Source organism: Billgrantia tianxiuensis (genome assembly GCF_009834345.1).
Lineage (GTDB): Bacteria > Pseudomonadota > Gammaproteobacteria > Pseudomonadales > Halomonadaceae > Halomonas > Halomonas tianxiuensis.
Window position 1 is genome coordinate 2581082 of record NZ_CP035042.1, and the last position, 26097, is coordinate 2607178.

Below are 26097 nucleotides of genomic sequence, written 5' to 3' on the forward strand. Positions count from 1 at the left end.
TGCGCCAGTTCGCTCAGTAGGCAAAGACCACGCGACGGTTTTGGGCATGGGCATCTTCGCCGTTGCCACGCACCGCCAGGCGCTCTTCACCGTAGCTGACCACCTCGAGCTGCGACGGGGAGACGCCCTGCACCTCGAGGAAGCGCTTCACCGAGTTGGCACGACGCTCACCCAGCGCCATGTTGTACTCGCGTGTACCGCGCTCGTCGGTGTGCCCCTGCAGCACGACGCGCGCATTGCCGTTGGAGCGCAGGTAACGAGCATGCGCCACCAGCACGGATTCGAACTCGGGACGAATGGTGTCACGGTCGAAATCGAAGTAAATGGTACGGACTTCGGGGATACGGCCGTCGGCCTGCTGACCGGCGCGATCGCCGCTGACGCCGGTGCCACCGACCTGGCCAGAACCGGCGACACCGGTACCGACGCCGCCATCGGTGCGTGTGCCATCCATGGACCCGTCACGGCTGCCACCGGTGCTGGAACAGCCGGCAATCAGAGCCAGAGACAGGGCGATTGCCAGGGTTCTGGCATGCGACTTGAATTGCATCGTCAAACTCCTCAAAGGATTTCGAATGACACGTAGTTGCTTTAGTTCAAGAACGGTGACCACGCGGGTTCGCGCACGTCACCACGCGCCGAAGGCAACCGGTAGGACGCCCGTCCATCGGCCGACACGGCCCCCAACACCCCGCTGTTACCTTGCTGGGTGGCGAAGATTACCATGGTCCCGTTGGGCGCAACACTAGGTGATTCATCCCAACGGGAGTCACTGAGAACGACCAGACGTCCAGACCCCAGGTCCTGGCGCGCCACCTGATAACCGTTGCTGCTGCGGTGAACCAGGAACAGTGTTTCCCCATCCGGCGACAAGCGGCCCCGCGCATTGTAGTTGCCGGTAAAGGTCAGCCGCTCGACCTGTCCACCACCGAAGCTGTAACGGTAGATTTGCGGACCGCCACTGCGATCGGAGGTGAAGATCAGGCTACGACCATCCGGCGCCCAGCTGGGCTCGGTATCGATGCTCGAGTTGTTGGTGATGCGCTCGAGGTTGCGCGAGCCCACGTCCATTACGTAGATCTCGGGCTGGCCGTCTTTCGACAGGGTCATGGCCAGACGCCGGCCATCGGGCGACCAGGCCGGCGCACCGTTGATGCCATCGAACGAAGCCAAGCGGGCGCGCTGGCCGGTGCCCACGTCCTGCACGTAGATGGCGGGACGCTCCGTCTCGAAGGAGACATAAGCCAGCTTACGTCCATCCGGCGACCACGCCGGCGACAGGATAGGCTCACGCGAACTCAGCACCTGCTGGCTGTTATGCCCATCGGCATCGGCAACGTACAGGGCGAACTGCATGTCCTGGTCCGTCCCTTGCGCCGTGACATAAGCGATGCGGGTCGAGAAAGCACCGCGAATGCCGGTGATGGCCTCGAAGATCTGGTCGCTGATGTAGTGGGCGCCGCCGCGCAGCTCATTGCTCCCCGCGCTGACGCTCTCTCCGATCATACGACGCTGGCCACTGATGTCCATCAGCTCGTAGCGAATGCGATAGCCATCGGAACCACGACTGACATTGCCCACGACCAGGTAGCGGACATCGAGGGCACGCCACTGACCATAGCGGACCTCATCGCCGGAACTGGGGCGATCGTACATGGCGTCGCGCGGCAGCGGAGCGAAGAAACCGCTTCGCTCCAGGTCGTCACTGATGATCTGGGCCACGTCTTCGGGCAGGCTTTCACCGTCGGTAGCGAATGGCACGACCGCGATGGGGGTCGCCCGGTCGCTGCCTCGGGTGATTTCGATAGTCAGATCGGACTGGGCATGGGCAAGCGTGCCTAACATCAGCAGCAAGGCAGCCAGCCATGTGGTCATCAGGGCTTTCATCAGCGTACATCTCCCGGTGTGAAACGCAGATTGAACTGTCGAAAATCACGTTGTGCCGCTGGCGGCAATTGGCGCAGTTCGTTGAACGGTGCGGCGGCTTCCACTGCCTGGATAGCGGAGCGATCGAAACTGTTGTCACCACTACTCTGACTAATGGTAGCGCCAAACAATTCACCCGAGGGACCCAGCTGCACCTGAACGGTAGCGGAGAGACCGCCACTGGCTCCGGGCGGAATCACCCACGCCTGCTCCACTGCACGACGGACCAGGTTGATGAAGCTGTTCGCCGCTTCCTGGGCCTGCCGGGCATTGGCCACTGCGTCCGACTCACCCTCGATAGCACGATCAAGCCCCTGGGACGCGGCTTCGGCCGCACGCCGAGCTTCCTCTTCGCGGCGGCGTTGCTCCTCAGCCTCACGCTGACGCTGGGCTTCCTCTTCGCGGCGACGCTGCTCCTCGGCCTCACGCTGGCGCTGGGCTTCCTCTTCGCGACGGCGCTGTTCTTCCGCTTCACGCTGACGCTGGGCTTCCTCTTCGCGACGGCGCTGCTCCTCGGCCTCACGCTGACGCTGGGCCTCTTCCTCGCGGCGGCGCTGTTCCTCCGCCTCGCGCTGGCGTTGCTCCTCGGCCTCCTGCTGGCGACGCGCCTCCTCTTCGGCACGACGCTGGGCCTCTTGCTGACGCTGTCGCTCGGCTTCGGCCGCCTCTTCCTGCTGGCGCTGCCGTTCGGCCTCCTGCTCTTCACGCTGGCGAGCCAGGCGCTCCGCTTCCTCGGCGCGCCGCTGGGCTTCCGCCTCGGCGGCCTCACGGGTCTCCTGCAGCCGGCGTGCCTCTTCCTCGCGCGCCGCCTGCTCCTGCTCGGCCTGGCGGGCCTGCTCTTCGGCTGCCTGACGCTCGGCTTCCGCACGCGCCTGCTCTTCGGCCTGCCGCGCCTCCTCTTCCTGACGAGCCTCCTCCTCGGCTTGGCGTGCCGCCGCCCGCGCCCGAGCCTCCTCGGCACGCTGCGCCTGGTCGGTAGTGGTCTCGGTGCTGACCAGCGTGGCCTGGACGATCGAACTCGAATCGGGCTCGACCGGCTGCCGCTGGGGCAAGGTGATAACACTGAGTATCACGACCAGTACATGCAGGCCGATGGCAAGCAGCGCAGGCACGCCATAGCCGACAGGTTTGTCGTTTCTACGCGCAGGTCCGCGCTGACGTCGGGCCATCACGTCTCCTACCTTCTTGTGCAAAAGGCGCTTAATCACGCGGCGGCGGCTCGGAAATCAGTCCAACATTGGCCACCCCGGCCACCTGCAGGGTGCTCATCAGGGTCACAATTTCGCCATAGGGCACGAAACGATCCCCACGCACCATGACCGGCGTTCCCGGTTGGCGATCGAGCAGGATGATCACGCGATCGCCCAGCTCTTCGAGATCGACGTTCATCTCTTCGCCGCCGATCGACAGGTAGTAGCCGCCTTCGCGATCCACCGACACGATGATGGGCTCGCGGTCCTCCTGGCTCTCGATCGGCTCGGAGGTGACCTGGGGCAGCTCGACCTGTACGCCCTGAGTCAGCATCGGCGCGGTAATCATGAAGATGACCAGCAGCACGAGCATGACGTCGATGAAGGGAACGACGTTGATCTCCCCCATCGGCTTGCGGCGGCCGCCGCGGTTGAACGGTCCATGCATGTCGCGTCTCCCTCAGGCGGCGCCGGTTTCGCTGCGCCCCTGCAGATTGCGGTGCAGGATGGAGTGGAACTCCTCGGCGAAGTCTTCGTACTTGCCCAGCAGCCGATCGGACTCGGACGACAGGCGGTTGTAGAAGATGACCGCGGGGATGGCGGCGAACAGGCCCATGGCGGTGGCGATCAACGCCTCGGCGATCCAGGGCGCCACAGTGGCCAGCGTTGCCTGCTGTGCCATCGAGAGCGACTGGAACGAGCCCATGATGCCCCACACGGTACCGAACAGGCCGATATAGGGGCTCGCCGAGGCTACCGTGGCGAGAAACACCAGATGCATGGTCAGGCGCTCCTCCTCCCGCGACCAGGCCACGCGCATGCTGCGCTGGACGCCGTCAAGGATGGCATCGGCACTCTTGGTCTTGGCCATCAAGCGATTGAATTCGCGGAATCCGGCACGGAAGACATGCTCGGCGCCCTGGGTTTCCTGCTCCGAAGGGGTCTCGCGATAGAGTTCGTTGAGATCGACACCGGACCAGAAGCGCTCCTCGAAGGTTTGATGCGCGGCACGTGCCCGGCGCATCACGAAGGTACGCTGGAAAATCACCACCCAGGAGAGAATCGAGCCTATCACCAGGATCAGCATGACCAGCTGCACCACGGTGCTGGCGCTCATGATCAGGTGCGGTATTGACATGGAGTCGTTCACGGGCTTCCTCGCTGATCTTGCAGTTAACCGTTAAGAACCGCGGCGAGTGCCGGCGGCCAGGGTGTGGGTTTGAGACGAACGGCATCCAGACAGGCGATGTCGACCCTCGCCTCGCATAAGGGTTCCCCGTCACGCATCACTATCTGCACGAAACTCAACCGGCAGCGCCCATACGACAGGACGGCTGCCGAGACGTTAAGCTCATCGTCGAGGCGGGCGGGCTTGGCATAGCGACACTCCAGCCGATGCACGACCAGTTGGATACCGGCTTCGAGCAGCTCGCGCTGGGTGAAACCGTGATGGCGCAGCCACTCGCTGCGTGCCCGCTCCATGTACTTGAGGTAATTGACGTAATAAACGATGCCCCCGGCATCGGTATCCTCGATGTAGACACGCAGCGGCAGGAGAAAATCACTCACTGACGCACCTCGCCGCTCGCATCCAGGGCCTGCTCATGGGGCACCAGACCGAAATGCTGCCACGCCTGGCGAGTCACCACCCGCCCGCGTGCGGTACGCATCATCAGCCCCTGCTGAATCAGGTAGGGCTCGATCACGTCCTCGATAGTATCGCGCTCCTCACCGATTGCCGCTGCCAGCGAGTCGATGCCCACCGGCCCCCCGTCGAACTTCTCGATCATGGCCAACAGCAGGCGGCGGTCCATGTGGTCGAGCCCATGATGGTCCACATGCAGCATATTCAACGCCTGATCGGCAATGGCGGCATCCACCTTGCCATCGGCGCGCACCTGAGCGAAGTCGCGCACCCGCCGTAGCAGGCGGTTGGCGATGCGCGGGGTGCCACGCGAACGCCGCGCCACCTCACGGGCGCCCTCACGGTCCGCCTCTACGCCGAGCAGCCGCGCCGAGCGCGCGACGATCTCGGTCAACTCCTCGATGTCGTAGAATTCCAGGCGCTGGACGATGCCGAAGCGGTCGCGCAGCGGCGAAGTGAGCAGGCCGGCACGCGTGGTGGCGCCCACCAGGGTGAAAGGCGGCAGGTCGAGCTTGATCGAGCGCGCCGCCGGTCCCTCGCCGATGACGATGTCGAGCTGGAAGTCCTCCATGGCGGGATAGAGGATTTCCTCGACAACCGGAGAGAGACGATGGATTTCGTCGATGAACAGCACGTCGCCCGGCTGCAGGTTGGTGAGCATGGCGGCGAGATCACCGGCACGCTCGAGCACCGGACCGGAGGTGGACTTGAGCCCCACCCCCATCTCGGCAGCAATGATATTGGCAAGCGTGGTCTTGCCCAGCCCGGGAGGACCGAACACCAGGGTATGGTCGAGACTCTCGTCACGCCCACGTGCTGCACTGATGAATATTTCCAGCTGCTCGCGCACGCGGGGCTGGCCGATATATTCGGCTAGCCGCTTGGGACGGATCGCGTGATCGACGCGATTTTCGCCCTCGCGCTCGTCGGCGGCGATCAAGCGGTCATTGTGCATCATGTCGAACACTCGCGGCGTTCATGAAACATCCAGGGTAGCGGTCACTGTTTCAGCGGACAGGACGGTACGGGTGACTGGCCGGTCACGACAATGCATGACACGACCTAGCCGGCCATACGCCTGGTCAGGGCGGCCTTGATCAGAGCTTCGGTCGACAGGCCCTCTTCCAGCCCGAGAGCATCTTCGCCGCCTCGGTGGGCTTGTAGCCCAGACTGACCAGCGCTGCCTCGGCATCCGCCAGCGGATCCTGCCGTTCCCGAGCCTCGCTGGCCGGCGCCATAGCACCGGCAAGATCGGTCGCACCAGGGTGCTCCCAGTGCGGAAAGCGATCCCGCATCTCGATGATCAAGCGTTCGGCGGTCTTCTTGCCGACCCGGGCAGACGGGTGAGCGACTTGGCGTCGTCCTCCATCACGCAGCGGATGAACGCCGTCTCGTCCATGCCGGACAGAATCGCCAGGGCCAGCTTGGGACCGACTCCATTGACCTTGATCAGCGCACGGAACAACGCCCGCTCCTGCTCACGCGCGAAGCCGAACAGCAGATGGGCGTCCTCGCGCACGGTGAGGTGCGTATAGAGGGAGACGGGCTCCCCCGCCCCAGGCAGCGCCACCAGGGTCGTCATCGAGGCTTCGAGTTCGTAGCCGACACCGGCCACGTCCACCACCAACCAGGGCGGCTGCTTCTCGAGCAGGGTGCCACGCAAGCGTCCGATCATGGCGACTTACAGTCCCATTCCGATAAATCCCGTTCCGAAATACGTCCAGGCCGAAGGCCCCTTCCTGGCGCCACTATACTGGTCGCTCAAGCGGCTGACCAGCCCATGGTAAACGGTGTTCGAGAATTATTTTGCCCAGGCCGCCGACCCGCCATCAAGGGCGGTAATCACGCCAGGAGCCGCCTCGGCGTCGCGTGCGATGCCCGCCGAAACTGCCCTGGGTCAGCAGCCCGAGCCTGGCGTGGGCGTGGGTCAGGGCAATGGCGAGTGCGTCTGCGGCATCGGCCTGGGGAGAGCCGTCCAGCCCCAGAACCGCCACCACCATGTGCTGCACCTGAGCCTTGGTCGCCCCACCGCTGCCGGTTACCGCCTGCTTGATCTGACGCGGCCCGTATTCGTGCACGGCCAGGCCGTGATTGGCGGCGCAGACGATGGCCGCTCCACGCGCCTGGCCGAGCTTGAGCGCGGAGTCCGGATTCTTCGACATGAATACCTGCTCAATGGCCACTTCACCCGGGCGATACTCACCGATCAACTCGGCGATACCCGCATAGATGCGCGCCAGGCGCTGCGGCAAGTCAGCGTCCTGCAGGCGAATGCAGCCACTGGCCACATAGCGTGGTTGAGGCGTAGTGACATCGAGCACGCCGTAGCCGGTAATGCGCGAGCCGGGATCGATGCCGAGGATCAGCACGCCAGGCTCTCCCGCTCGTGAGCGACCGACACGCACCCGGCATGGCATCGCTGGAAGCGTCGTGAAACCGGCGCCACATGGGCGCCGGTTTCATTCATCGCATAGCTGGCTGGCGTACTCACTCCTGCCCTTCCGACTTGACCTTCTGGCGCAGACGAATGTTGAGTTCGCGCAGTTGGTCGCCGCTCACCTCGCCCGGTGCGTCGGTCATCAGACAGGCCGCACTCTGGGTCTTGGGGAAAGCGATCACTTCACGGATGGTGCGCGCACCGGCCATCAGCATCACCAGGCGGTCGAGACCGAAGGCCAGGCCGCCGTGGGGCGGCGCACCATAGTGCAGGGCGTCGAGCAGGAAGCCGAACTTCTCGCGGGCCTCCTCCTCGCCGATGCCGAGGATCTCGAAGACGGTGCTCTGCATCTGCTGGTCGTGGATACGGATCGAGCCGCCACCCAGTTCGGTACCGTTGAGCACCATGTCGTAGGCCCGCGAGAGCGCCGCGGCCGGGTTGGCCTTGAGCTCCTCGGGGCTGCACGAGGGCGAGGTGAACGGGTGATGCAGCGGGCTCAGGCGACCGTTGTCATCGGCTTCGAACATGGGGAAGTCGACCACCCACAGCGGCGCCCAGTCACGGGTATAGAGGTTGAGGTCCTCACCCAGCTTGACCCGCAGCGCACCCAGCGCCTCGTTGACGATGCGCGCCTTGTCGGCGCCGAAGAAGACGATGTCGCCATCCTCCGCACCGATGCGGTCGAGCAACTCCTCGATCACGTTCTCCATGAACTTGACGATCGGCGACTGCAGGCCCTCGAGGCCCTTGGCGCGCTCGTTGACCTTGATCCAGGCCAGACCCTTGGCGCCGTAGATGCCGACGAACTTGGTGTAGTCGTCAATCACCTTGCGCGACATGCTGGCCCCGCCCGGCACCTTGAGTGCCGCCACGCGACCGTCGGCGGCATTGGCCGGGCCGGAGAATACCTGGAAGTCGACCTGCTTCATCAGGTCGTCGACATCGACCAGCATCAGCGGAATACGCAGGTCAGGCTTGTCGGAGCCGTAGCGGTCCATGGCGTCGGCCCAGGTCATGCGCGGGAACGCCGGCAGCTCGACGTCGAGCACGTCCTGGAACAGCTCGCGGATCATGGACTCGGTGACGCCCATGATGTCCTCCTCCTCGACGAAGGAGGCCTCGATGTCGATCTGGGTGAACTCCGGCTGACGGTCGGCGCGCAGGTCCTCGTCGCGGAAGCACTTGGCGATCTGGTAGTAGCGGTCGAAGCCGGCCACCATCAGCAGCTGCTTGAACAGCTGGGGCGACTGCGGCAGGGCGAAGAAGCTGCCCGGATGGGTACGGCTGGGCACCAGGTAGTCGCGCGCGCCCTCCGGCGTGGCGCGGGTCAGCACCGGCGTCTCGATGTCGAGGAAGCCCTGCCCTTCGAGGAAGGCACGCACGTGGTGGGAAATGCGCGAGCGCAGGCGCAGCTTCTCGATCATCTCCGGGCGGCGCAGGTCGATGTAGCGATGCTTGAGGCGCACCTCCTCGCCCACCTTGCCATGTTCGTCGAGCTGGAACGGCGGTGTGGCCGCCGTGTTCAGCACTTCGACATCCTTGGCCAGCACTTCGACCATCCCGGTGGGCATCTTGGGGTTCTGGGTGCCTTCGGGGCGCAGCCGCACGCGACCGGAGACGCGCAGCACATACTCGCTGCGCGCGCGGTCGGCCGTGGCGAAGGCCTCGGCGGTGTCGGGGTCGACCACGACCTGGGCGATGCCGTCGCGATCGCGCATGTCGAGGAAGATCACACCGCCGTGGTCACGGCGACGGTGAACCCAGCCGCACAGGGTGACCGTCTGGTCCACCAAGGTCTCGTTTAGCTGGCCGCAATAATGGCTGCGCATGTCGTATCCTGTTTCGTTAAGCGTTGTCTGTGAAATGGTCGGTATGGGTCACGGTCAGGCCGCGGCGCCGTCCTTCGCCGGCGCCTTGCTCTGCTTGCCTTCTCCGCCACCGCTCGCCGAGTCGCCGGCCAGGTTTTTCTTGCTGCCGGACTTGAAGTCGGTTTCGTACCAGCCGCCACCGGCCAGACGGAAGCCCGCGGCAGACACCAGGCGGCCGAGCTCGGGCGCTTCGCAGGCGGGGCAATCGGTCAGGGGGGCGGCGCTGAGCTTCTGGAGCTTCTCCAGTCGATGGCCGCAGGCCTTGCACTGATATTCATAGATGGGCATGGTTCAATTCACTCCTGATTCGACAGCGCGCAACCAACGGCGATATAGGGTCGAGCGGTGCACTTTCCAAGCCTGCCGTGAAAGCCCGATAGTATAACGTGCCTGGCATGGCCTGTCCCGGCCTTGCCACGGCGACAGCACAAGGAAAACCAGCATGAAAGCCGTGATACTCGATGCCGCCAGCCTGGGGCCCGATATCGACCTTTCCGCCATCCGGGAACAGGTCGACGATCTCGAAGTCCACCAGGCCAGCACGACCGAGCAGAGTCGCGAGCGCCTGGTCGGCGCCCAGGTAGCCATCGTCAACAAGGTAGTGCTCGATGCCACTACCCTCGAGGCGCTGCCTGAGCTCAAGCTGATCTGCGTGCTGGCCACCGGCACCAACAACATCGACATGACCACCGCCGAGCGCCTGGGCATCGAGGTGCGCAACGTCACGGCCTATGGCACCGCCAGCGTGGCCCAGCACACGTTGATGTTGATCCTGGCCCTGGCCAATCGCCTGCCGCTCTACCAGCGCGACGTGGCGGCCGGACGCTGGAACGAGAGCCCTTTCTTCTGCCTGATGGACCACGGCACGCTGCAGCTCGAAGGCAAGCATCTGGTCATCGTCGGCCAGGGCGAGCTGGGCAGCCGCGTCGGCGCCCTCGGCGAAGCCCTGGGCATGCGTGTGAGCTTCGCCGCCCGCCCCGGTAACGAAGCCGCCGACAGCCGTCCCGGCATCGCCGAACTCGCCCCCGAAGCCGACGTCATCAGCCTGCACTGCCCGCTCACCGACGCCACTCGCCACCTGATCGGCACCGAGCGGTTGGCGACCCTCAAGCCCGATGCCCTGCTGGTGAACTGCGCCCGCGGGGGATCATCGACGAAGATGCTGCACTTGCCGCGCTGCGAGAGGGGCGGCTCGGCGGTCTCGGCGTCGACGTGCTGCCGGCGGAGCCGCCGCGTGACGGCCATCCCCTGCTAGACGCCCTGAGCGAGCCCTTGAACCTGATCGTGACCCCGCACAACGCCTGGATCACCCCTGAAGCACGCCAGCGTATCGTGGCACTGACCAGCGACAACTTGCGCCGCTGGAAGGCCCAGCGGGACGGAGCATGACCATGCTGCATAACTCCATGCTTCACAACCTCGGCTCGATCAACCTCGACCACTTCTATCGGGTACCGCACCTGGTCCACCCCGGCGAGACGCTGGCCAGCCGCAGCTATCAGGTCGGCCTCGGTGGCAAGGGCGCCAATCAGTCACTGGCCATGGCCCTGGCCGGCGGCCAGGTGTGCCACTGGGGCCGGCTGGGCCGCCAGGACGGCTGGGCTCGCGACCGGCTGGCCCGAGCCGGCGTCGACGTCACTTATGTCGAACTGGTGGACGAGCCCAGCGGCCATGCCATCATCCAGGTCGATGACCACGGCGAGAACGCCATCATTCTCTGTCCGGGGGCCAATCACGGTTTCACCCGCCACCACCGCGAAGCACTGTGCGAGACGGCCAAGCCCGGCGACTGGCTACTGGTGCAGAATGAGTGCAACGCCTTGCCCGAGCTGCTCGAATGCGCACGCCAGCAAGGGCTCGCCATTGCCTTCAATCCCGCACCGATGAGCGACACGGTACTGGCACTGCCGCTGGAAGCCTGCCAACTACTGTTCGTCAACCGCGGCGAGGCCGCCTGGCTCGCCGGCCTACCCGAGACGAGCGACGCTCGTGTGCTGCTGGAAGGCTTGCACGAGCGACTGCCGAATACAGCAACGGTGCTGACCCTTGGTAGCGAAGGCGCCTGGTATCAGTCCGGCAGCGAACGTCACTTCCAGCCCGCACTGCCGGTGGAGCCGGTGGATACCACTGGCGCCGGCGATACTTTCATCGGCTACTTCATGGCGGCACTGCAAGAGCAGCGCTCCCTCCCCAATGCCTGGCGTTCGCCGCTCATGCCGCGGCGCTCGGCGTACAACGCCCCGGCGCCGCCGACAGCATCCCGTCGCGAGACGAGGTCGAGCGGTTTCTAAACTGACACCCCAAGGAGGCAACGTGTCGCATTCGATCATCTTCGATACCGACCCCGGCGTCGACGACGCCCAGGCCATCGCCATCGCCCTGCGTCATCCCGACATTGAGCTGCTCGGCTTGACCACCACCTACGGCAACGTCGACATCGAGACCGCCACCCACAACGCCCTGCTGTTGAGCGAGCTGGCAGGCCGCGACATTCCCGTTGCCCAGGGTGCCGCCGGCCCCATGGTCAAGCCGCGCCACCCGGCGCCGGCCCATATTCATGGTGCCAATGGCCTGGGCAACATCGAGCTGCCCGAAGTGAAGGGGAAGAAAGATCCGCGCAGCGCCGCACAGTTCATCGTCGATACGGTCAACGCCCGTCCCGGCGAGGTCACGCTGGTCGCGGTCGGCCCGGTAGGCAACCTGGCTGCCGCCCTGCAGCTCGACCCGGCGCTCACCGAGAAGGTCAAGCGCGTGGTGATCATGGGCGGCTCGATCCGCGAGGGTGGCAACGTCACCCCGGTAGCCGAAGCCAACATGTTCAATGATCCTCATGCCGCCCAGCGCGTGCTCACCGCCGGCTGGCCGCTGACCCTGGTGGGGCTCGACGTTACCCACCGCTGCGTGCTCAGCCAGGCGCACATGCAGCGCATCGAAGCGGGCCAGGGCGAGCTGGGCAAGGTGCTGGCCGGCAGCTACGCCTTCTATCGCGACTTCTATCGCGAATTCCTCGGCATCGACGGCTGCTGCCCACACGACAGCTGCGCGCTGGCCTGGCTGCTGCGTCCGGAGCTGTTCACCACTGCGCCGGGGCACCTGTCTGTCGTCACCGAGGGCATCGCCGAGGGCCAGACCCTGTTCGCCCCCGAGGGGCGCGGCTTCATTCAGGATCGCTGGTCACAGACACCCTTGGCGGAAGTGTGCCTCGAGGTGGACGGCGAGGCCGTGGTGGAATGGATTGCCGACACCCTCGGCTAGGCTTCCTCGGCATTAGAGACAAACGAAATTGTCCGGGTCGTGACACTCCAGCGCTTCCAGCTCGACGTGCGTGACCCGGGCATTCGGCGGCCCTTGCCACAGCCAGTTGGCGACCTGATTGACCGCCTCGCCGTCGCCGCACAACATCACCTCCACCTGGCCATCGGCCAGATTCTTGGCGTAGCCGGTCAGGCCATGCTGCAGCGCCTGCTCCTGCACTGCACGGCGATACCACACACCCTGTACCTTGCCGGCCACCAGGGCCTTCACACAGCGTTTGCTCATTCGTCCTCCTCGCCTCGTCAGTTCCGAGCCCGCGTCTCGCGTCAAGTCGGCTTGGCGCGCTGCCATCAACGCACCGATATCCAGGCACGATTCCAGTCGGGCCTGCAAATGCTCTAATCTTGATAATAGGGATGCGGCCTCGCCACAAGCAACGGCCGCCCCAACGGAAGCGGTGCCACCCACTGCGCTCCACCACAACAAAGCATCCTCACAAGGGAGATAACGCCATGCGGGTCTTCGATCACCCCGAGTTCGACCACCATCAGCAAATTGTCTTCGGCTGCGATGAAGCCAGCGGACTTCGAGCCATCATCGCCATTCACGACACCCGCCGCGGCCCTGCCCTGGGCGGCCTGCGCATCTACCCCTATGCCGACGAGGACGACGCCCTCACCGACGTGCTGCGCCTGTCCCGCGGCATGACCTACAAATCGGCCCTGGCCGACCTGCCCCTCGGTGGCGGCAAGGCGGTCATCATCGCCAACCCGCGCACCGACAAGACCCCCGCGCTGCTGCGCGCCATGGGCCGGCTCGTCGAATCGTTGGGCGGACGCTACATCACCGCTGAAGACTCCGGTAGCGGCGAAGAAGACATGCGGCTGATTCGGGAGGAGACCCGTCACGTCAGCGGCCTGGGCCATGACGGCGAATCCGGCGACCCCTCGCCCTTTACCGCCCATGGCGTGTTCTGCGCAATGAAGAGCGCCGTGCGATATTGCTTCGGTCGCGACGACATGAAGGGACTGCGTGTGGCCATCCAAGGCGTCGGTCATGTCGGTGCCCACCTCGCCCGGGAGCTGCACGAGGCGGGCGCCCAACTGGTGCTGACCGATGTCGATCGAGATAGCCTTGGCCTGCTCAGCGATGAGCTGGGAGCATTGAGTGTCGCTCCCGAGGAAATCTTCGATGCCGAGGTCGACGTATTCGCCCCTTGCGCCATGGGCGCTGTGCTGACGGAAGGCGTAGCCGGGCGGCTCAGGGCCAGGGCGATCTGCGGTGCAGCCAACAACCAACTGGCCACCCCCGTGGTCGCGGAACTGCTGCATCGGCGGGGGATCCTCTACACTCCCGACTATGTGGCCAACGCTGGCGGCGTCATCGAGGTGGAAGCCCAGCGTCACGAGAACTACGATCGCGATGCCGTGATGCGCCACGTGGAGCGGATCGCCGCGACGGTCGATGAGATCCTGGCCCGTGCCCAGGCACAGGACACCAGCCCGGCTGGCATTGCCGATCAGTTGGCCAGAGAGAGACTGCAGGGCTGAACCCGGCGCCGGGCGGCATGCCCGCCCGGCGACGACTCATTCCATCATCAGCTCGCGCCTGACGATAACGGCGCTGTTGCGCGGCACGACGTTGCGCCCCTTGGCCACCAGGTAGCTGCGCGTGAAGGCCGCACCGAGCAGCAGGATCAGCGAGCTGTAGTAGACCCACAGCAGGATCATGACCACCGAACCGGCGGCCCCGTAGGTCGAGGCGGTCGCGGTATAGGCCAGATAGGAGGCGATGGCGCTGCGGCCCACGGCAAACAGCAGCGCAGTGACCAGCGCCCCCAACAGCACATCTCGCCAACCCAGGACCACGTCCGGCAACACCTTGAAGATGGTAGCGAATAGCGCCGTGATCACAGCCAGGGAAATCAGGAATTCCGCTCCGGCCGTGAGCGGGCCAATCAGCGGCATGGCATCGCCAACCGCCTGTAGCATGGCGCGCAGCATGATCCCGACCAGCAGCGAGACGAGCAGAATGAAGCCGATCGCGAGCACCACGGCCAGCGACAGCAGGCGCTGCTTGAGAAACACCAGGATACTGTTACGGTTGGGCTTGGCGGTTACGCCCCAGATCATGTTGAGCGAGAACTGCATCTGGGCAAAGACCGTGGTAGCCCCCACCAGCAGGCCACCCACCCCGAGCAACGTCGGCAACACACCCGACTCCTCGATGCGTGACGACGCCACGGCTTGCTCGATTGCCCTCGCCGCTTCCGCACCCAAGGTTCCCTCCAACTGAGCCACGATCTGCCCTTGAGCGGCATCCTCGCCGAACACCACGCCGATCACGGCAACGGCGATGATGACAGTCGGTGCAAGCGAGAACAGCGTATAGAAAGCCAGTGAACCGGCATAACTGAAGGCATTGCGTTCCAACCACAGGCTGATCGCCTGCTGAACCGTATTCCACCAGAACCTGAGCGAGAGACTGCGCACGACACCTCCTTGGCAATGAATTCCCTATCATTCAGCATATCCGATTGAATGCCTGATGTCGGCCAGTTGCGCATTTGCAGCCCCACCGGGCCACGCCCATAATAAGGCCCCCCCGAGCCACCAGCGAAGGATTCGCCGATGAGCGATGCCGTTCACGAATTCGACTGTCTCGTCTTCATCGGGCGTTTCCAGCCGCCTCACCTGGGCCACCTGGCCGTCATCAACCAGGCCCTGCGCCAGGCGCGACAGGTGATCGTGCTGGTGGGCTCGGCCTGGCAGGCACGTTCGCTGCGCAACCCATGGCGCTTCGACGAACGCCAGGAGATGCTGCGTAGCTGCTTCGACGAGGAAGAGAATGCACGGCTGGAAATCGTGCCGCTGCTGGATGCGCTTTACAACGATGATGTCTGGGTGCGCGACGTGCAACGCAAGGTGCGCGACATTGCTGGCCACCATCACACCCGCCTGCCCCGCATCGGCCTGATCGGTGCCAGCCGCGGCCAGTCGAGCTACTACCTTTCGCTGTTCCCCCAGTGGGAATCGGTCAGCGTGCCGCTGGTCGACGGCATCTCCGCCAGCCAGATCCGCGAGCGGCTGTTCCGCTCGCCCTCTTCCACCGAAGACTACCTCAGCACCGGTGCGACCCATGACCTGCCGCCAGGCGTGTGCGAGACGCTACGCGATTTTTCCGGCAGCGACGCTCACCAGCAGTTGATGGAAGAGCAACGACTGCTCGAGCAGTATCGCCAGGCGTGGGGCAATGCCCCCTACCCGCCGATCTTCGTCACTGTCAACGCCGTGGTGGTGCAGTCCGGCCATGTGCTGCTGGTGCGCCGCACCGCCGCCCCCGGCAAGGGGCTGCTGGCCCTGCCCGGCGGCTTCATCAACCCCCACGAGCGACTGCTCGACGCCTGCCTGCGCGAGCTGCGCGAGCGCGTCCGCCTCAAGGTGCCGGAGCCAGTGCTCAAGGGCTCGCTGCGCGGCCAGCGACTGTTCGACGAACCCCACCGCAGCTGGCGGGGCCGCACCCTGGCCGAGGCTTTCTACTTCGCCCTGCGCCCCGACCAGCAGCTTCCCCGGCTCAAGCCGGTCAAGGGCGGCGACCACGCGCGCTGGGTGCCGCTGGCCGAACTCGAACCCGACAGTCTGTTCGAGGACCACTTCTTCATCATCCAGAATTTTCTCGGCCTGCCGGCCGATTTCGGCGGGATCTAGCTGCAGATAAAAAGTGCTTCACGGGTTGGCGAGCGGCTCAAGCGCAAGGCGCCCGGAGCGCAGGAGGTGGAGCATATGGGGTATATGTGACACCTCCGAGCACCGCGTAACGCAGCGATTGGGCGGCGCAGCCAGCCGTGGAGTACTTTTTCAGGCTTGGAGGAAGTCCCGGGGCAACTTCATCATCTGCCGCCACAGCTTTTCGACCCCCGGCTTGTGCACCAGTGAGCAGCGGTACAGGCGGATCTCCAGCGGCACGTCCCATTTTTCGTCGCCGGCACGTACCAGGCGTCCGCTCTTGAGCTCTTCGCGAACGCAAAAATCGGGAATCCAGGCCAACCCCACGCCTTGCAGCACCATGCCCTTGAGGCCCTCGGCCATGGCGGTCTCGTAAACGGTCCGCAGGCGCAGGCGCAGCGGATCGTTCTTCAACAGCATGCGCACGCTGCGGCCGAGGAAAGCACCCTGGGTATAGGCCAGGTAGGGAATCGTATCCTTGCTCTCGAGACTGAAGCGCGGCTTGCCCTTGGCATCCGGCACGCTCACCGGCAGCATCTTGACCTGGCCGATGGAGAACGAAGGGAACACCTCGGCATCGAGCTGCATGGTGGCGTACTGGTCGTGGTAGGCCAGCATCAAGTCGCAGTTGCCTTCGCGCAGCACATGGATCGCCTCGCCCACGTTCATGGCCACGAGCCGAGTCGGCAGTTCGCCCAGCCCTTCCTGCAGGCGTGAGATCCACTCAGGGTAGAAGCTCAATGCCAGCGAATGGGCGGCAACGATGTCCAGCGCCTCCCGCGCCATGGAAACGCCGCGTAAATGCCCCAGGCACTCGTTGAGTTGCTCGACCAGGTTGCGCGCCGTGACCAGGAACAGCTGCCCTTCCGGCGTCAGGTTAATGGGCGTGGTGGAGCGGTCGACGAGGGTCACGCCTACGGCCTGCTCCAAGGCACGAATCCGGCGGCTGAAGGCCGGCTGAGTGACATGGCGCTGCCGAGCGGAGGCGGAGAAGCTACGGGTGTTGGCCAGGGCCACGAAATCTTCCAGCCACTTTGTCTCGAGGTTCACCGGGACTCCCGCTGACAGCAATCACGATTCGAAAGGAATTCATCGTGCCCCAGAACATCTTGTTGAGGCAGCGCCTAATGTACCCCAGCCGCTCATTGAACCCAAGGAATTCACGCCTTACTGGATCGGCGCGGTGAGATAGGCCGCCCGTGACACCAGCTTGCTCCACAGCGGACGACGCTGCAGCTCGTCGTAGCTGATCCGGCGGCAGTCGGCGAAGTCGCGCTCGAGCATCAGGCGGACCTCGGCAGCGAAGTGGCGGTCGGGAATGAAAGCCGTGATCTCGAAATTGAGGCGAAACGAGCGGTTGTCGAGATTCACCGTGCCGACGGATGCCGCGACATCGTCGATCAAGATCACTTTCTGATGCAGGAAACCCGGCTGGTAGCGATACACCTTGACCCCGGCCCGCACCATGTCGGGGAGGAACGAGAAGGCGGAGAGATAGATCAGCAGGTGATCGGGGTGCTCCGGCATCATGATACGAACGTCGACCCCACGCATGGCGGCCAGGCGCAAGGCGTCCTGAACGCCCTGGTCGGGTACGAAGTAAGGGCTGGTGACCCAGAGTCGATCATGCGCGCTGTGAATGGCCTGCTGCACCAGCAAACTGGCGGTCTCCTGACGATCGGCCGGTCCCGAGGGCACGATGATCACGTTCTGGCACTCCTCGCAGGTGATCTGTGGCTCCCAGCACAGGTTGATGACCTCGCCGGTGGCCCAGTGCCAGTCCTCCCAGAAGGCTTCCTGCAGCCCCAGCACGCTGGGCCCGGTGAGTTTCAGGTGTGTGTCGCGCCAGGGGCCGTGCCGGGGATGCTGGCCCAGGTACTCGACACCGACGTTGAAGCCACCGAGCCAACCTTCGCGGCCATCCACCACCAGAATCTTGCGATGATTGCGGAAATTGAGCTGAAAGCGATGCTTGAAGCCACGGGAGGAACGGAACGCGCTGACCTCGACGCCACCATCACTCAATTCGCGCAGAAAACCTTCGGCCAGCTTGCGACTGCCAACCTCGTCGAACAGGAAATAGACCCGCACGCCCCGTTCTGCCGCCCTCAGCAGATGCTCCTTGAGCCGGTGACCCAGCGCATCGTGGCGCACGATGAAGAACTGCACCAGCACGTATTCCCGGGCACCATCGATACCGGCGAAGATGCTGTCGAAGGTGTCCTTGCCGTCGATCAAGAGCTCGGCCTGGTTGCCGCTGGTCAGCGGCATCATGGCAAGCTGCTCCACGGCGCGAATGTCGGGGTTGCGCGCATCCGCCAGGTACGGCTCCAGGCGCTCGCGATAACGCGCCAGGATGCGTCGCAGCACGGTGTCGCGCTCGCCGCGGGCGGAAACGTAGCCATAGAAACGCGGCCGGCCGAAGATCCAGTAGGCCGGTACTGCCAGATAGGGAATGGTCACCAGGGAGATGATCCAAGCCACCGCGCCCTGCGAGGTACGACTCGAGAGCAGCGCCAGGATCGCCGACAGGAAACCCAGCAGGTGTACCAGGAAAATCGCCAGGCCGAACAGCCAGGATGCCATGATCTCTCCCTGAAAAAACAGCAGTCTGCAGCATACCTCAGACAACAACGGCCCCGCCAGTTGGCGGGGCCGTTGGCCTATGTAACTAGATATTCCGTACCAACATCAAGCCCGCTCGGCAATGATCTCCTTCCACTTGGCGGGGCCGGTCTGATGCACCGAGGTGCCCTGGCTGTCGACCGCCACGGTGACCGGCATGTCCTCGACCTCGAACTCGTAGATCGCTTCCATGCCCAGGTCGGCAAAGCCCACCACGCGGGACTTCTTGATCGCCTGCGCCACCAGGTAGGCGGAGCCGCCCACGGCCATCAGGTAGACCGCCTTGTTGTCGCGGATCGCCTCGATCGCGGCTGGGCCGCGCTCGGCCTTGCCCACCATGCCCAGCAGGCCGGTTTCTTCCAGCATGGTACGGGTGAACTTGTCCATGCGCGTGGCGGTAGTCGGGCCAGCCGGGCCGACCACTTCGTCGCGCACCGGGTCTACCGGGCCGACGTAGTAGATGAAGCGCCCTTTCAGGTCGACCGGCAGCTCCTCGCCCTTGGCGATCATGTCGACCATGCGCTTGTGGGCGGCATCGCGACCGGTGAGCAGCTTGCCGTTGAGCAGCAGGGTGTCGCCCGGCTGCCAGGTCTGCACTTCTTCCGGGGTCACGGTATCCAGGTTGACGCGCTTGACGTTGTCTCCGGCCTCGCGGGTGATCTCGGGCCAGTCCTCGAGCTTCGGCGCCGGCAGTGCCGCCGGACCGCTGCCATCCAGGGTGAAATGCGCATGGCGGGTAGCGGCGCAGTTGGGAATGATCGCCACCGGCTTGTTGGCGGCATGGGTCGGGTAGTCCTTGACCTTGATGTCGAGCACCGTGGTCAGGCCACCCAGGCCCTGGGCGCCGATGCCGCTCTTGTTGACCTTGTCGAACAGCTCCAGGCGCAGCTCCTCGGCGCGGTTGGACGGGCCACGCGCCTGCAGTTCCTGGATGTCGATGGGATCGAGCAGCGCTTCCTTGGCGATCTCCATGGCCTTCTCGGCGGTACCGCCGATGCCGATGCCTAGCATGCCGGGCGGACACCAGCCGGCGCCCATCTTGGGCAGCTGCTCGAGCACCCAGTCGACCACGTTGTCGGAGGGGTTGAGCATGGCGAACTTGCTCTTCGCCTCGCTGCCGCCGCCCTTGGCCGCGACGTGCACCTCGACGGTATCGCCCGGCACCAGCTTGTGATGGATCACCGCCGGCGTATTGTCGCCGGTGTTCTTGCGCTTGCCGTCCGGGTCGGCCAGCACCGAGGCACGCAGCACGTTGTCCGGGTAGTTGTAGGCGCGACGCACGCCCTCATTGATCATGTCGTCGAGGCTCATGTCGGCCTCGAAGCGCACGTTCATGCCGACATGCACGAACACGGTCACGATACCGGTGTCCTGGCAGATCGGGCGATGGCCCATGGCGCACATGCGCGAATTGATCAGGATCTGAGCGATGGCATCCTTGGCCGCCGGATTCTCTTCCCGCTCGTACGCCGCCGCCATGGCGTCGATGAAATCCTTGGGATGGTAATAGGAGATGTACTGCAGGGCGTCGGCGACGCTCTGGATCAGATCGTCCTGGCGGATCACGGTCATGTGCAAGGAACTCCTCGGCAGTGTCGGCATGCCCGCTTCTGATTCGCGAGCGCGAAGCGGCGGGCTCGAACGGGGGCGAATTATACCGTATCGCAGCCTGCTAGACAGGGTCGTGCCGCCAAGGTCGAATTTCTAAGGCAACGGCCATGGAAGATAACGGTATAAAAGTTTCCATTTGTCTGCCTCCCGAGCCGGCTCTACGCTTGCCTGTAGCGCGATCATGGATTCGAACCCGCAACGATCAAGGAGCCGATCATGCAACCCACCGTTTCCGACTTCCTCGTTTCCCGCCTGCGCGAATGGGGCGTGGAGCGCCTCTATGGCTACTCCGGCGACGGCATCAACGGCTTCATGTCCGCCTTGCGCCGTGCCGAAGGCAACCCACGCCTGATCCAGCCGCGCCACGAGGAAGTGGCCGCCTTCATGGCCTGCGGGCATGCCAAGTTCAGCGACCAGGTCGGCGTCTGTGTCGCCACTTCCGGTCCCGGTGCGGTGCATCTGCTCAACGGGCTCTACGATGCGCGCAAGGACCACATGCCGGCAGTGGCCATCGTCGGCCAACAGGCGCGCAAGAGCCTGGGTACCGACTACCAGCAGGAGTTGGACCTGATGGCGCTGTTCAAGGACGTGGCCAGCGAATACGTGCAGATGGTCACCGAGCCGGCCCAGGCTCGCCACGTCATCGACCAGGCCATGCGCATCGCCCTCGCCCGCCGCACCGTGACCTGCGTGATCCTGCCCAACGACGTGCAGGACCTGCCCATGGAGGACCCGCCGCGCGAGCATGGCGCCGTGTTCTCCGGCGTCGGCTATCGCTTCCCTCAGCAGTTGCCGGAACCGGCCGACCTGGATGCCGCCGCCGCGATACTCAACCAGGGCGAGAAGGTGGCTATTCTCGCCGGCGCCGGGGTCAAGCACGCCGTCGATGAGCTCATCCGAGTGGCCGACCTCACCGGCGCCGGGATTGCCAAGGCGATACTGGCCAAGACCATGGTCCCCGACGATCTACCCGGCGTGACCGGAGCCATCGGCTTGCTCGGCACCGAAGCCAGCGACCGCATGATGAAGGAGTGCGACACCCTGCTGATGGTAGGCACGCGCTTCCCCTACGTGGAGTTCCTGCCCGAACCTGGCCAGGCTCGCGCGGTGCAGATCGACGTGGTACCGGAAGCGCTGGGCGTGCGTTATCCCACCGAGATCAACCTGCATGGCGATGCCGGCGCCACCCTGGCCGCCCTGGCCGAACGCCTCGAGCCAAAGGCCAATGACAAGTGGCGCAAGCAGGTGCAGGGCTGGATCGACGACTGGTGGGAGAAGACGGAGGCCCGCGCCGCCACCGAGGCCACGCCGATCAACCCCCAGCGAGTGTTCCAGAGCCTTTCGCCCCGGCTGCCCGAGAACGTCATGCTTACCTGCGACGTGGGTACGGCCACCAACTGGTACGCACGCAACCTGAAGATCCGCCAGGGCATGCTGGGCTCGGTCTCGGGCGGCCTGGCGTCGATGGGCAACGGCGTGCCCTACCTGATCGCAGCCAAGCTCTGCCATCCGAACCGCCCCGCCATCGCCATGGTGGGCGACGGCGCCATGCAGATGCTGGGCAACAATGCGCTGATCACCCTGGCCAAGTACTGGCAGGAGTGGGAAGACCCCCGCTGCATCGTGTTGGTGCTCAACAACCACGACCTGAGCCAGGTGACCTGGGAGCAGCGTGTGATGGAGGGCGACCCGAAGTTCGACATCTCCCAGGAACTGCCCGAGTTCCGCTACGACCAGTACGCCGAGCTGCTCGGTTTCAAGGGTTTGGTCATGCGTGAACCCGACGACATCGACCGGGTGTGGAACGAGGCACTTACCGCCGACCGCCCGGTGGTCATCAACGCCTACACCGACGGCGACATCGCCCCCCTGCCCCCGCATATCGAGTTCGAGCAGGCCAAGAGCTATCTCGCCTCGATGCTCAAGGGTGACTCCAGCGGTCTGCACAGCGCCAAGCTGTCGGCCAAGCAGATGGGACGCTCGCTTTTCAAGCGCAAGAAATAGCGTTCAAGCGCGAGACGCAACGGCGACTGGCCCAGCCATGGCCTCAGATGGGGCATGGCGGGTTGCTGCGCCCTTGAAGATAACGGTATAAAAACGAGTCTAGCCAGGCTGACAGCTCGGGCAGCGATAGAGCCGGCGCGAGGCGACCATCAATCTCTCGATCGGCGTGCCGCAGGCATGGCAAGGGCGCCCATCACGCTCGAACACGGCGAATCGACACAGCCGCCGGCTTTCGCCTTGCCGCTTGGCGTCGGCCGCCCACTCGGCGCGGTTGGTCACGCCGGCCTGCTCATAGGCCTGCCGGGTCACATCGAGGATGGTCTGCGCCAGCCTTGCCTGCCGCTCAGCGTTCAAGTCCACCATGCGGGCCGTGGGCGGCAGCCCGGCGAAGAACAGGATTTCGGAGCGCAGGTAGTTGCCGATGCCGGCGAAAGGCGCCTGGTCGAGCAGCAGGCCACCCAGCCGGCGGCGCGCGAAACGCGGCTCGGTCAGACGCGCCATAGCCTGCTCCGGCGTGACCCCGTGAGTCAGCAGGTCGGGCCCGAGCCGGGAGAGAAACGGATGCTCGGCGAGCCTGTCGGCCGGCCACAGCGAGACATCCGAGGCGCTGTAGAGACTGGCCGAGCGCCCTTCCGCCGTCAGCCGTACGCGCAGCGAGCGCTCGGTATCGGGCTCACGCTCGGCGTCGTGCAGCTTCCATACGCCGTAGAGCTGATTGTGCGAATAGAGCACGCGACCGTCGTCGAAGCGGGTCAGCAGCGCCTTGCCCCAGCTGTCCACGGCCGTGACCTCACGCCCCATCAGCGAGTCGGCCTCGGCGGCCAGTTCGGGGAAGGCGAACCACACGGACTCCAGCCGCCTGCCGGCAAGCTGCTCGTGCAGGCGGTCGGCGGCACGGCGGATCTCAGGGCCTTCGGGCATCCCTTTTCCTTACGATCTCAGCAACGAATCCGGCGATCATGGCGCTCGGGGCTGATCCGCGGACAGGCCTATGAGGAGGCGCTGTGAACCCATCCCTGGGCGCTACTTTTGCCATCCCTGGCAAAAGACCTCCTCTTCGGCCTGCCCCCGGCGCCCCTCGCTCCGTGGCATTCTGACTCCTCGATATACGTAAGAGCATCTGTGGATTGGCGTCGCGAGCGAAGAGAGGTTGCCCGCCGCCGGAGCGCAGCAACCGGAGTTGACTTGCTGCTCAATGAGGATTGCGACGGTTCGACGCCTCGATACCGCCGGCGGGCAAGATATCGAGCGCAGCAGGCACTCAACGGCGCCTACCCCAAAGCCAGCTGCCGCTCCTTGAGCTCATGCAGCCGGTCTCGCAGCCTGGCCGCCTCCTCGAACTCCAGGTTCTGAGCCGCCTCGAACATGGCATCCTCGACCCGCGAGACCTCCTTGGCCAGATCGGTCGGTGAGAGTTCGCCGAGATCGTAGATCGCCGCGCCCTCGGCCACCTTGCGCTCGCTGCGCCGCCCCTTGCCCTTGCGTCCCGGGGCCTGGGCCGCCTCCATGATGTCGGCCACCGAGCGCGTCACGGTGGTGGGCGTAATGCCGTGCTTCTCGTTGTGGGCGATCTGCTTGGCGCGGCGCCGCTCGGTCTCGTCGATGGCGCGGCGCATGGAATCGGTCACCCGGTCGGCATAGAGGATCGCCTTGCCGTGGGCGTTGCGCGCCGCCCGGCCGATGGTCTGGATCAGAGAGCGCTCGTTGCGCAGGAAGCCCTCCTTGTCGGCATCGAGGATCGCCACCAGCGAGACCTCGGGGATGTCGAGGCCCTCGCGCAGCAGGTTGATGCCCACCAGCACATCGAACTTGCCCAGGCGCAGGTCGCGGATGATCTCCACCCGCTCCACCGTATCGATGTCCGAGTGCAGGTAGCGCACCCGCACGTCGTGTTCGTCGAGGTACTCGGTGAGGTCCTCCGCCATGCGCTTGGTCAGGGTGGTGACGAGTACCCGCTCGCCCACCTCGGCGCGCAGGCGAATCTCGGAGAGCAGGTCGTCGACCTGGGTCGAGGCCGGACGCACCTCGATCTCGGGATCGACAAGCCCGGTGGGGCGCACCACCTGCTCCACCACCTGGCCGGCGTGCTCGGCCTCGTAGGGCCCCGGGGTGGCCGAGACGAAGATCGTCTGCGGGCAGATGCGTTCCCACTCCTCGAAGGTCATCGGGCGGTTGTCCAGCGCCGAGGGCAGGCGGAAGCCGTACTCGACCAGGGTCTCCTTGCGCGAGCGGTCACCCTTGTACATGCCGCCGACCTGAGGAACGCTGACGTGGGATTCGTCGATGAACAGCAGCGCGTCGTCCGGCAGGTAGTCGAAGAAAGTGGGCGGCGGCTCTCCGGGATTGCGGCCCGAAAGATAGCGCGAGTAGTTCTCGATGCCGTTGCAGTAGCCCAGCTCGTTCATCATCTCGAGGTCGTAGAGGGTGCGCTGCTCCAACCGCTGGGCCTCGACCAGGCGGTCGTTCTTGCGCAGCCACTCCAGGCGTTCGACCAGCTCGGCCTTGATCGCATCGGCGGCCGAGATGATCGTCTCCCGCGGCGTCACGTAGTGGCTCTTGGGATAGATGGTCATGCGCGGCACCTGGCCGCGCACTTCACCGGTAAGCGGGTCGAACAGCCGGATCGAGTCGATCTCGTCATCGAACAGCTCGACCCGCACCGCTTCCTCGTCGGAATCGGCCGGGTAGATGTCGATCACGTCGCCACGCACCCGGTAGGTACCACGCTTGAAGTCCATGTCGTTGCGGGTGTACTGCAGCTCGGCCAGGCGGCGCAGGAAGCTGCGCTGATCGATCAGCTCGCCGCGGGTGAAGTGCAGGCGCATCTTCAGGTACTGGTCGGGATCGCCGAGGCCGTAGATCGCCGAGACCGAGACCACGATCAGCGCATCGCGGCGTTCGAGCAGCGCCTTGGTCGCCGACAACCGCATCTGCTCGATGTGGTCGTTTATCGAGGCATCCTTCTCGATGAAGGTATCCGACGAGGGAACGTAGGCTTCCGGCTGGTAGTAGTCGTAGTAGGAGACGAAGTATTCGATGGCGTTATCGGGGAAGAAAGACTTGAACTCCCCGTAGAGCTGCGCAGCCAGGGTCTTGTTGGGCGCCATGACGATGGTGGGCCGCTGCAGCCGCTCCACCACGTTGGCCATGGTGAAGGTCTTGCCCGAGCCGGTCACGCCAAGCAGCGTCTGGTGGGCCAGCCCGGACTCGAGCCCCCGAATCAGGCCTTCTATGGCGGAAGGCTGATCGCCAGCGGGCTTGAAGTTGGCATTGAGGCGAAACGGCTTGCTCATGGCAGCTCCCAACAGGCCTCAGGCGCCGAAGGGCGCCTGGCCTGGTATCAACGTCCAATGTAGCCGCTATTGCGGCGGTGACGCAGAAAGGCTACGCCCCGGCGATAGCGGCGCTGCTCGTGGTGACCTCCACAGTGGCACTGGTCATAAGGCGATGGATGGGGCACTTGTCGCTGATCTCCTCCAGCCGCGCCCGCTGATCGGCATCCTCGATGCCATGAAAGGTCATCACCACTTCGAGTCGGTAAACGCCCTTGCGTTCCTCGCTGTCGTCGCGGTTGATCCTGACGCTGATCCCCTCGAGCGGCCACTGCTTGCGCCGGGCGTACATCTGGGCAGTGATCGCCTTGCAGGCACCAAGCGAGAGGTCGAAATAGTCATGCGGGTCCGGTGCACTCCCCTCGCCGCCGAAGGCCACGGGCACATCAGAGTAGAGATCCTCGAACCCTTCAATATGGACCCGCTGACGAAAGATGCTGTTGCGCTCGCTGACGATCTCGATGGACTTGTGCATGAAC

Annotated in this window: 23 protein-coding genes and 2 pseudogenes; 6 read left to right on the plus strand and 19 right to left on the minus strand. The window is 64.8% G+C overall.

From position 1 onward, the window contains the following. Window positions 1–13: 13 nt before the first annotated feature. From pal to EKK97_RS12090, 11 genes and pseudogenes are all read right to left on the minus strand, one after another. Entirely contained in the window at window positions 14–550 is a 537-nt protein-coding gene (gene pal, locus EKK97_RS12040) for a peptidoglycan-associated lipoprotein Pal (RefSeq protein ID WP_159552141.1), read from the minus strand. Window positions 551–591: 41 nt separating this feature from the next. Further along, window positions 592–1887: a Tol-Pal system beta propeller repeat protein TolB gene (gene tolB, locus EKK97_RS12045; RefSeq protein ID WP_159552143.1), complete on the minus strand. Its 1296-nt coding sequence runs from the start codon at window positions 1885–1887 to the stop codon at window positions 592–594. Then, the gene (gene tolA / locus EKK97_RS12050) at window positions 1887–3095 is read right to left on the minus strand and encodes a cell envelope integrity protein TolA (RefSeq protein WP_159552145.1); all 1209 of its coding nucleotides are present in this window, start codon (window positions 3093–3095) and stop codon (window positions 1887–1889) included. Before tolA ends, tolB begins: the two co-directional genes overlap by 1 nt. A gap of 31 nt (window positions 3096–3126) precedes the next feature. Then, complete coding sequence (gene tolR / locus EKK97_RS12055; protein WP_159552147.1) at window positions 3127–3564, minus strand: protein TolR; 438 nt, start codon at window positions 3562–3564, stop codon at window positions 3127–3129. 12 nt (window positions 3565–3576) lie between these two features. Next, the gene (gene tolQ / locus EKK97_RS12060; RefSeq protein WP_159552149.1) at window positions 3577–4266 is read right to left on the minus strand and encodes a protein TolQ; all 690 of its coding nucleotides are present in this window, start codon (window positions 4264–4266) and stop codon (window positions 3577–3579) included. Between the two features lie 23 nt (window positions 4267–4289). Further along, window positions 4290–4685, minus strand: coding sequence for a tol-pal system-associated acyl-CoA thioesterase (gene ybgC, locus EKK97_RS12065; protein WP_201296859.1), 396 nt, complete (start codon window positions 4683–4685; stop codon window positions 4290–4292). Then, window positions 4682–5719: a Holliday junction branch migration DNA helicase RuvB gene (gene ruvB, locus EKK97_RS12070; RefSeq protein ID WP_159552151.1), complete on the minus strand. Its 1038-nt coding sequence runs from the start codon at window positions 5717–5719 to the stop codon at window positions 4682–4684. Before ruvB ends, ybgC begins: the two co-directional genes overlap by 4 nt. A gap of 104 nt (window positions 5720–5823) precedes the next feature. Beyond that, a pseudogene (gene ruvA / locus EKK97_RS12075) lies at window positions 5824–6436 on the minus strand (Holliday junction branch migration protein RuvA). Between the two features lie 154 nt (window positions 6437–6590). Further along, entirely contained in the window at window positions 6591–7130 is a 540-nt protein-coding gene (ruvC, locus tag EKK97_RS12080; RefSeq protein WP_159552153.1) for a crossover junction endodeoxyribonuclease RuvC, read from the minus strand. A gap of 118 nt (window positions 7131–7248) precedes the next feature. Beyond that, the gene (gene aspS, locus EKK97_RS12085; protein WP_159552155.1) at window positions 7249–9027 is read right to left on the minus strand and encodes an aspartate--tRNA ligase; all 1779 of its coding nucleotides are present in this window, start codon (window positions 9025–9027) and stop codon (window positions 7249–7251) included. A gap of 54 nt (window positions 9028–9081) precedes the next feature. Then, on the minus strand, window positions 9082–9354 hold the full coding sequence (locus EKK97_RS12090) for an FmdB family zinc ribbon protein (RefSeq protein WP_159552157.1): 273 nt from the start codon (window positions 9352–9354) through the stop codon (window positions 9082–9084). A 154-nt stretch (window positions 9355–9508) separates the two neighbouring features. Between EKK97_RS12090 and EKK97_RS12095 the strand changes: the two are divergent. From EKK97_RS12095 to EKK97_RS12105, 3 genes and pseudogenes are all read left to right on the plus strand, one after another. Continuing rightward, window positions 9509–10455, plus strand: a pseudogene (locus EKK97_RS12095) (D-2-hydroxyacid dehydrogenase). Continuing rightward, window positions 10452–11357: a ribokinase gene (locus EKK97_RS12100; RefSeq protein ID WP_340162855.1), complete on the plus strand. Its 906-nt coding sequence runs from the start codon at window positions 10452–10454 to the stop codon at window positions 11355–11357. Before EKK97_RS12095 ends, EKK97_RS12100 begins: the two are co-directional and overlap by 4 nt. A gap of 22 nt (window positions 11358–11379) precedes the next feature. Beyond that, window positions 11380–12321 (plus strand): nucleoside hydrolase, encoded by a 942-nt coding sequence (locus EKK97_RS12105; RefSeq protein ID WP_159552159.1) that lies wholly within the window; start codon window positions 11380–11382, stop codon window positions 12319–12321. 12 nt (window positions 12322–12333) lie between these two features. On the opposite strand, the gene yccX is transcribed toward EKK97_RS12105, so the two are convergent. Next, window positions 12334–12606 (minus strand): acylphosphatase, encoded by a 273-nt coding sequence (gene yccX, locus EKK97_RS12110; RefSeq protein WP_159552161.1) that lies wholly within the window; start codon window positions 12604–12606, stop codon window positions 12334–12336. Window positions 12607–12833: 227 nt separating this feature from the next. Here yccX and EKK97_RS12115 point away from each other — a divergent pair, with 227 nt between their 5' ends. Continuing rightward, window positions 12834–13871 (plus strand): Glu/Leu/Phe/Val family dehydrogenase, encoded by a 1038-nt coding sequence (locus EKK97_RS12115; RefSeq protein ID WP_159552163.1) that lies wholly within the window; start codon window positions 12834–12836, stop codon window positions 13869–13871. A 36-nt stretch (window positions 13872–13907) separates the two neighbouring features. Here EKK97_RS12115 and EKK97_RS12120 read toward each other — a convergent pair whose 3' ends face one another. Beyond that, window positions 13908–14813: a YihY/virulence factor BrkB family protein gene (locus tag EKK97_RS12120; RefSeq protein WP_159552165.1), complete on the minus strand. Its 906-nt coding sequence runs from the start codon at window positions 14811–14813 to the stop codon at window positions 13908–13910. A gap of 138 nt (window positions 14814–14951) precedes the next feature. Between EKK97_RS12120 and EKK97_RS12125 the strand changes: the two genes are divergently transcribed. Continuing rightward, window positions 14952–16028: a bifunctional nicotinamide-nucleotide adenylyltransferase/Nudix hydroxylase gene (locus EKK97_RS12125; protein WP_159552167.1), complete on the plus strand. Its 1077-nt coding sequence runs from the start codon at window positions 14952–14954 to the stop codon at window positions 16026–16028. A 150-nt stretch (window positions 16029–16178) separates the two neighbouring features. Here EKK97_RS12125 and EKK97_RS12130 read toward each other — a convergent pair whose 3' ends face one another. The 3 genes from EKK97_RS12130 to EKK97_RS12140 all read right to left on the minus strand — a co-directional run bounded on the left by EKK97_RS12130 (window position 16179) and on the right by EKK97_RS12140 (window position 20243). Continuing rightward, complete coding sequence (locus EKK97_RS12130; protein WP_159552169.1) at window positions 16179–17096, minus strand: LysR substrate-binding domain-containing protein; 918 nt, start codon at window positions 17094–17096, stop codon at window positions 16179–16181. Between the two features lie 117 nt (window positions 17097–17213). Further along, the gene (cls, locus tag EKK97_RS12135; protein WP_159552171.1) at window positions 17214–18632 is read right to left on the minus strand and encodes a cardiolipin synthase; all 1419 of its coding nucleotides are present in this window, start codon (window positions 18630–18632) and stop codon (window positions 17214–17216) included. A 105-nt stretch (window positions 18633–18737) separates the two neighbouring features. Further along, entirely contained in the window at window positions 18738–20243 is a 1506-nt protein-coding gene (locus EKK97_RS12140) for a fumarate hydratase (protein WP_159552173.1), read from the minus strand. A gap of 255 nt (window positions 20244–20498) precedes the next feature. On the opposite strand from EKK97_RS12140, the gene EKK97_RS12145 reads away from it, so the two are divergent. Then, entirely contained in the window at window positions 20499–22286 is a 1788-nt protein-coding gene (locus EKK97_RS12145; RefSeq protein ID WP_159552175.1) for a thiamine pyrophosphate-requiring protein, read from the plus strand. A 99-nt stretch (window positions 22287–22385) separates the two neighbouring features. Here EKK97_RS12145 and nei read toward each other — a convergent pair whose 3' ends face one another. The 3 genes from nei to EKK97_RS12160 form a co-directional block, all read right to left on the minus strand. Then, window positions 22386–23207 (minus strand): endonuclease VIII, encoded by an 822-nt coding sequence (gene nei / locus EKK97_RS12150; protein ID WP_159552177.1) that lies wholly within the window; start codon window positions 23205–23207, stop codon window positions 22386–22388. Between the two features lie 350 nt (window positions 23208–23557). After that, window positions 23558–25579 carry an excinuclease ABC subunit UvrB gene (uvrB, locus tag EKK97_RS12155; RefSeq protein WP_159552179.1) on the minus strand — a complete coding sequence of 674 codons (2022 nt, stop codon included), beginning with the start codon at window positions 25577–25579 and terminating at the stop codon, window positions 23558–23560. Window positions 25580–25670: 91 nt separating this feature from the next. Further along, a complete protein-coding gene (locus tag EKK97_RS12160) occupies window positions 25671–26093 on the minus strand; it encodes an OsmC family protein (protein WP_159552181.1) in 423 nt (140 codons plus the stop codon). Window positions 26094–26097: the final 4 nt, after the last annotated feature.

Bases quoted from the DNA above. Each gene is read 5' to 3' on its own strand.
- tolR (WP_159552147.1), bottom strand. From the start codon at position 3,564: ATGCATGGACCGTTCAACCGCGGCGGCCGCCGCAAGCCGATGGGGGAG.
- EKK97_RS12090 (WP_159552157.1), bottom strand. From the start codon at position 9,354: ATGCCCATCTATGAATATCAGTGCAAGGCCTGCGGCCATCGACTGGAG.
- EKK97_RS12100 (WP_340162855.1), top strand. From the start codon at position 10,452: ATGACCATGCTGCATAACTCCATGCTTCACAACCTCGGCTCGATCAAC.
- EKK97_RS12145 (WP_159552175.1), top strand. From the start codon at position 20,499: ATGCAACCCACCGTTTCCGACTTCCTCGTTTCCCGCCTGCGCGAATGG.
- EKK97_RS12140 (WP_159552173.1), bottom strand. From the start codon at position 20,243: ATGACCGTGATCCGCCAGGACGATCTGATCCAGAGCGTCGCCGACGCC.
- pal (WP_159552141.1), bottom strand. From the start codon at position 550: ATGCAATTCAAGTCGCATGCCAGAACCCTGGCAATCGCCCTGTCTCTG.
- EKK97_RS12125 (WP_159552167.1), top strand. From the start codon at position 14,952: ATGAGCGATGCCGTTCACGAATTCGACTGTCTCGTCTTCATCGGGCGT.
- aspS (WP_159552155.1), bottom strand. From the start codon at position 9,027: ATGCGCAGCCATTATTGCGGCCAGCTAAACGAGACCTTGGTGGACCAG.
- tolA (WP_159552145.1), bottom strand. From the start codon at position 3,095: ATGGCCCGACGTCAGCGCGGACCTGCGCGTAGAAACGACAAACCTGTC.
- tolB (WP_159552143.1), bottom strand. From the start codon at position 1,887: ATGAAAGCCCTGATGACCACATGGCTGGCTGCCTTGCTGCTGATGTTA.
- yccX (WP_159552161.1), bottom strand. From the start codon at position 12,606: ATGAGCAAACGCTGTGTGAAGGCCCTGGTGGCCGGCAAGGTACAGGGT.
- nei (WP_159552177.1), bottom strand. From the start codon at position 23,207: ATGCCCGAAGGCCCTGAGATCCGCCGTGCCGCCGACCGCCTGCACGAG.
- cls (WP_159552171.1), bottom strand. From the start codon at position 18,632: ATGGCATCCTGGCTGTTCGGCCTGGCGATTTTCCTGGTACACCTGCTG.
- uvrB (WP_159552179.1), bottom strand. From the start codon at position 25,579: ATGAGCAAGCCGTTTCGCCTCAATGCCAACTTCAAGCCCGCTGGCGAT.
- ruvB (WP_159552151.1), bottom strand. From the start codon at position 5,719: ATGATGCACAATGACCGCTTGATCGCCGCCGACGAGCGCGAGGGCGAA.
- EKK97_RS12160 (WP_159552181.1), bottom strand. From the start codon at position 26,093: ATGCACAAGTCCATCGAGATCGTCAGCGAGCGCAACAGCATCTTTCGT.
- EKK97_RS12115 (WP_159552163.1), top strand. From the start codon at position 12,834: ATGCGGGTCTTCGATCACCCCGAGTTCGACCACCATCAGCAAATTGTC.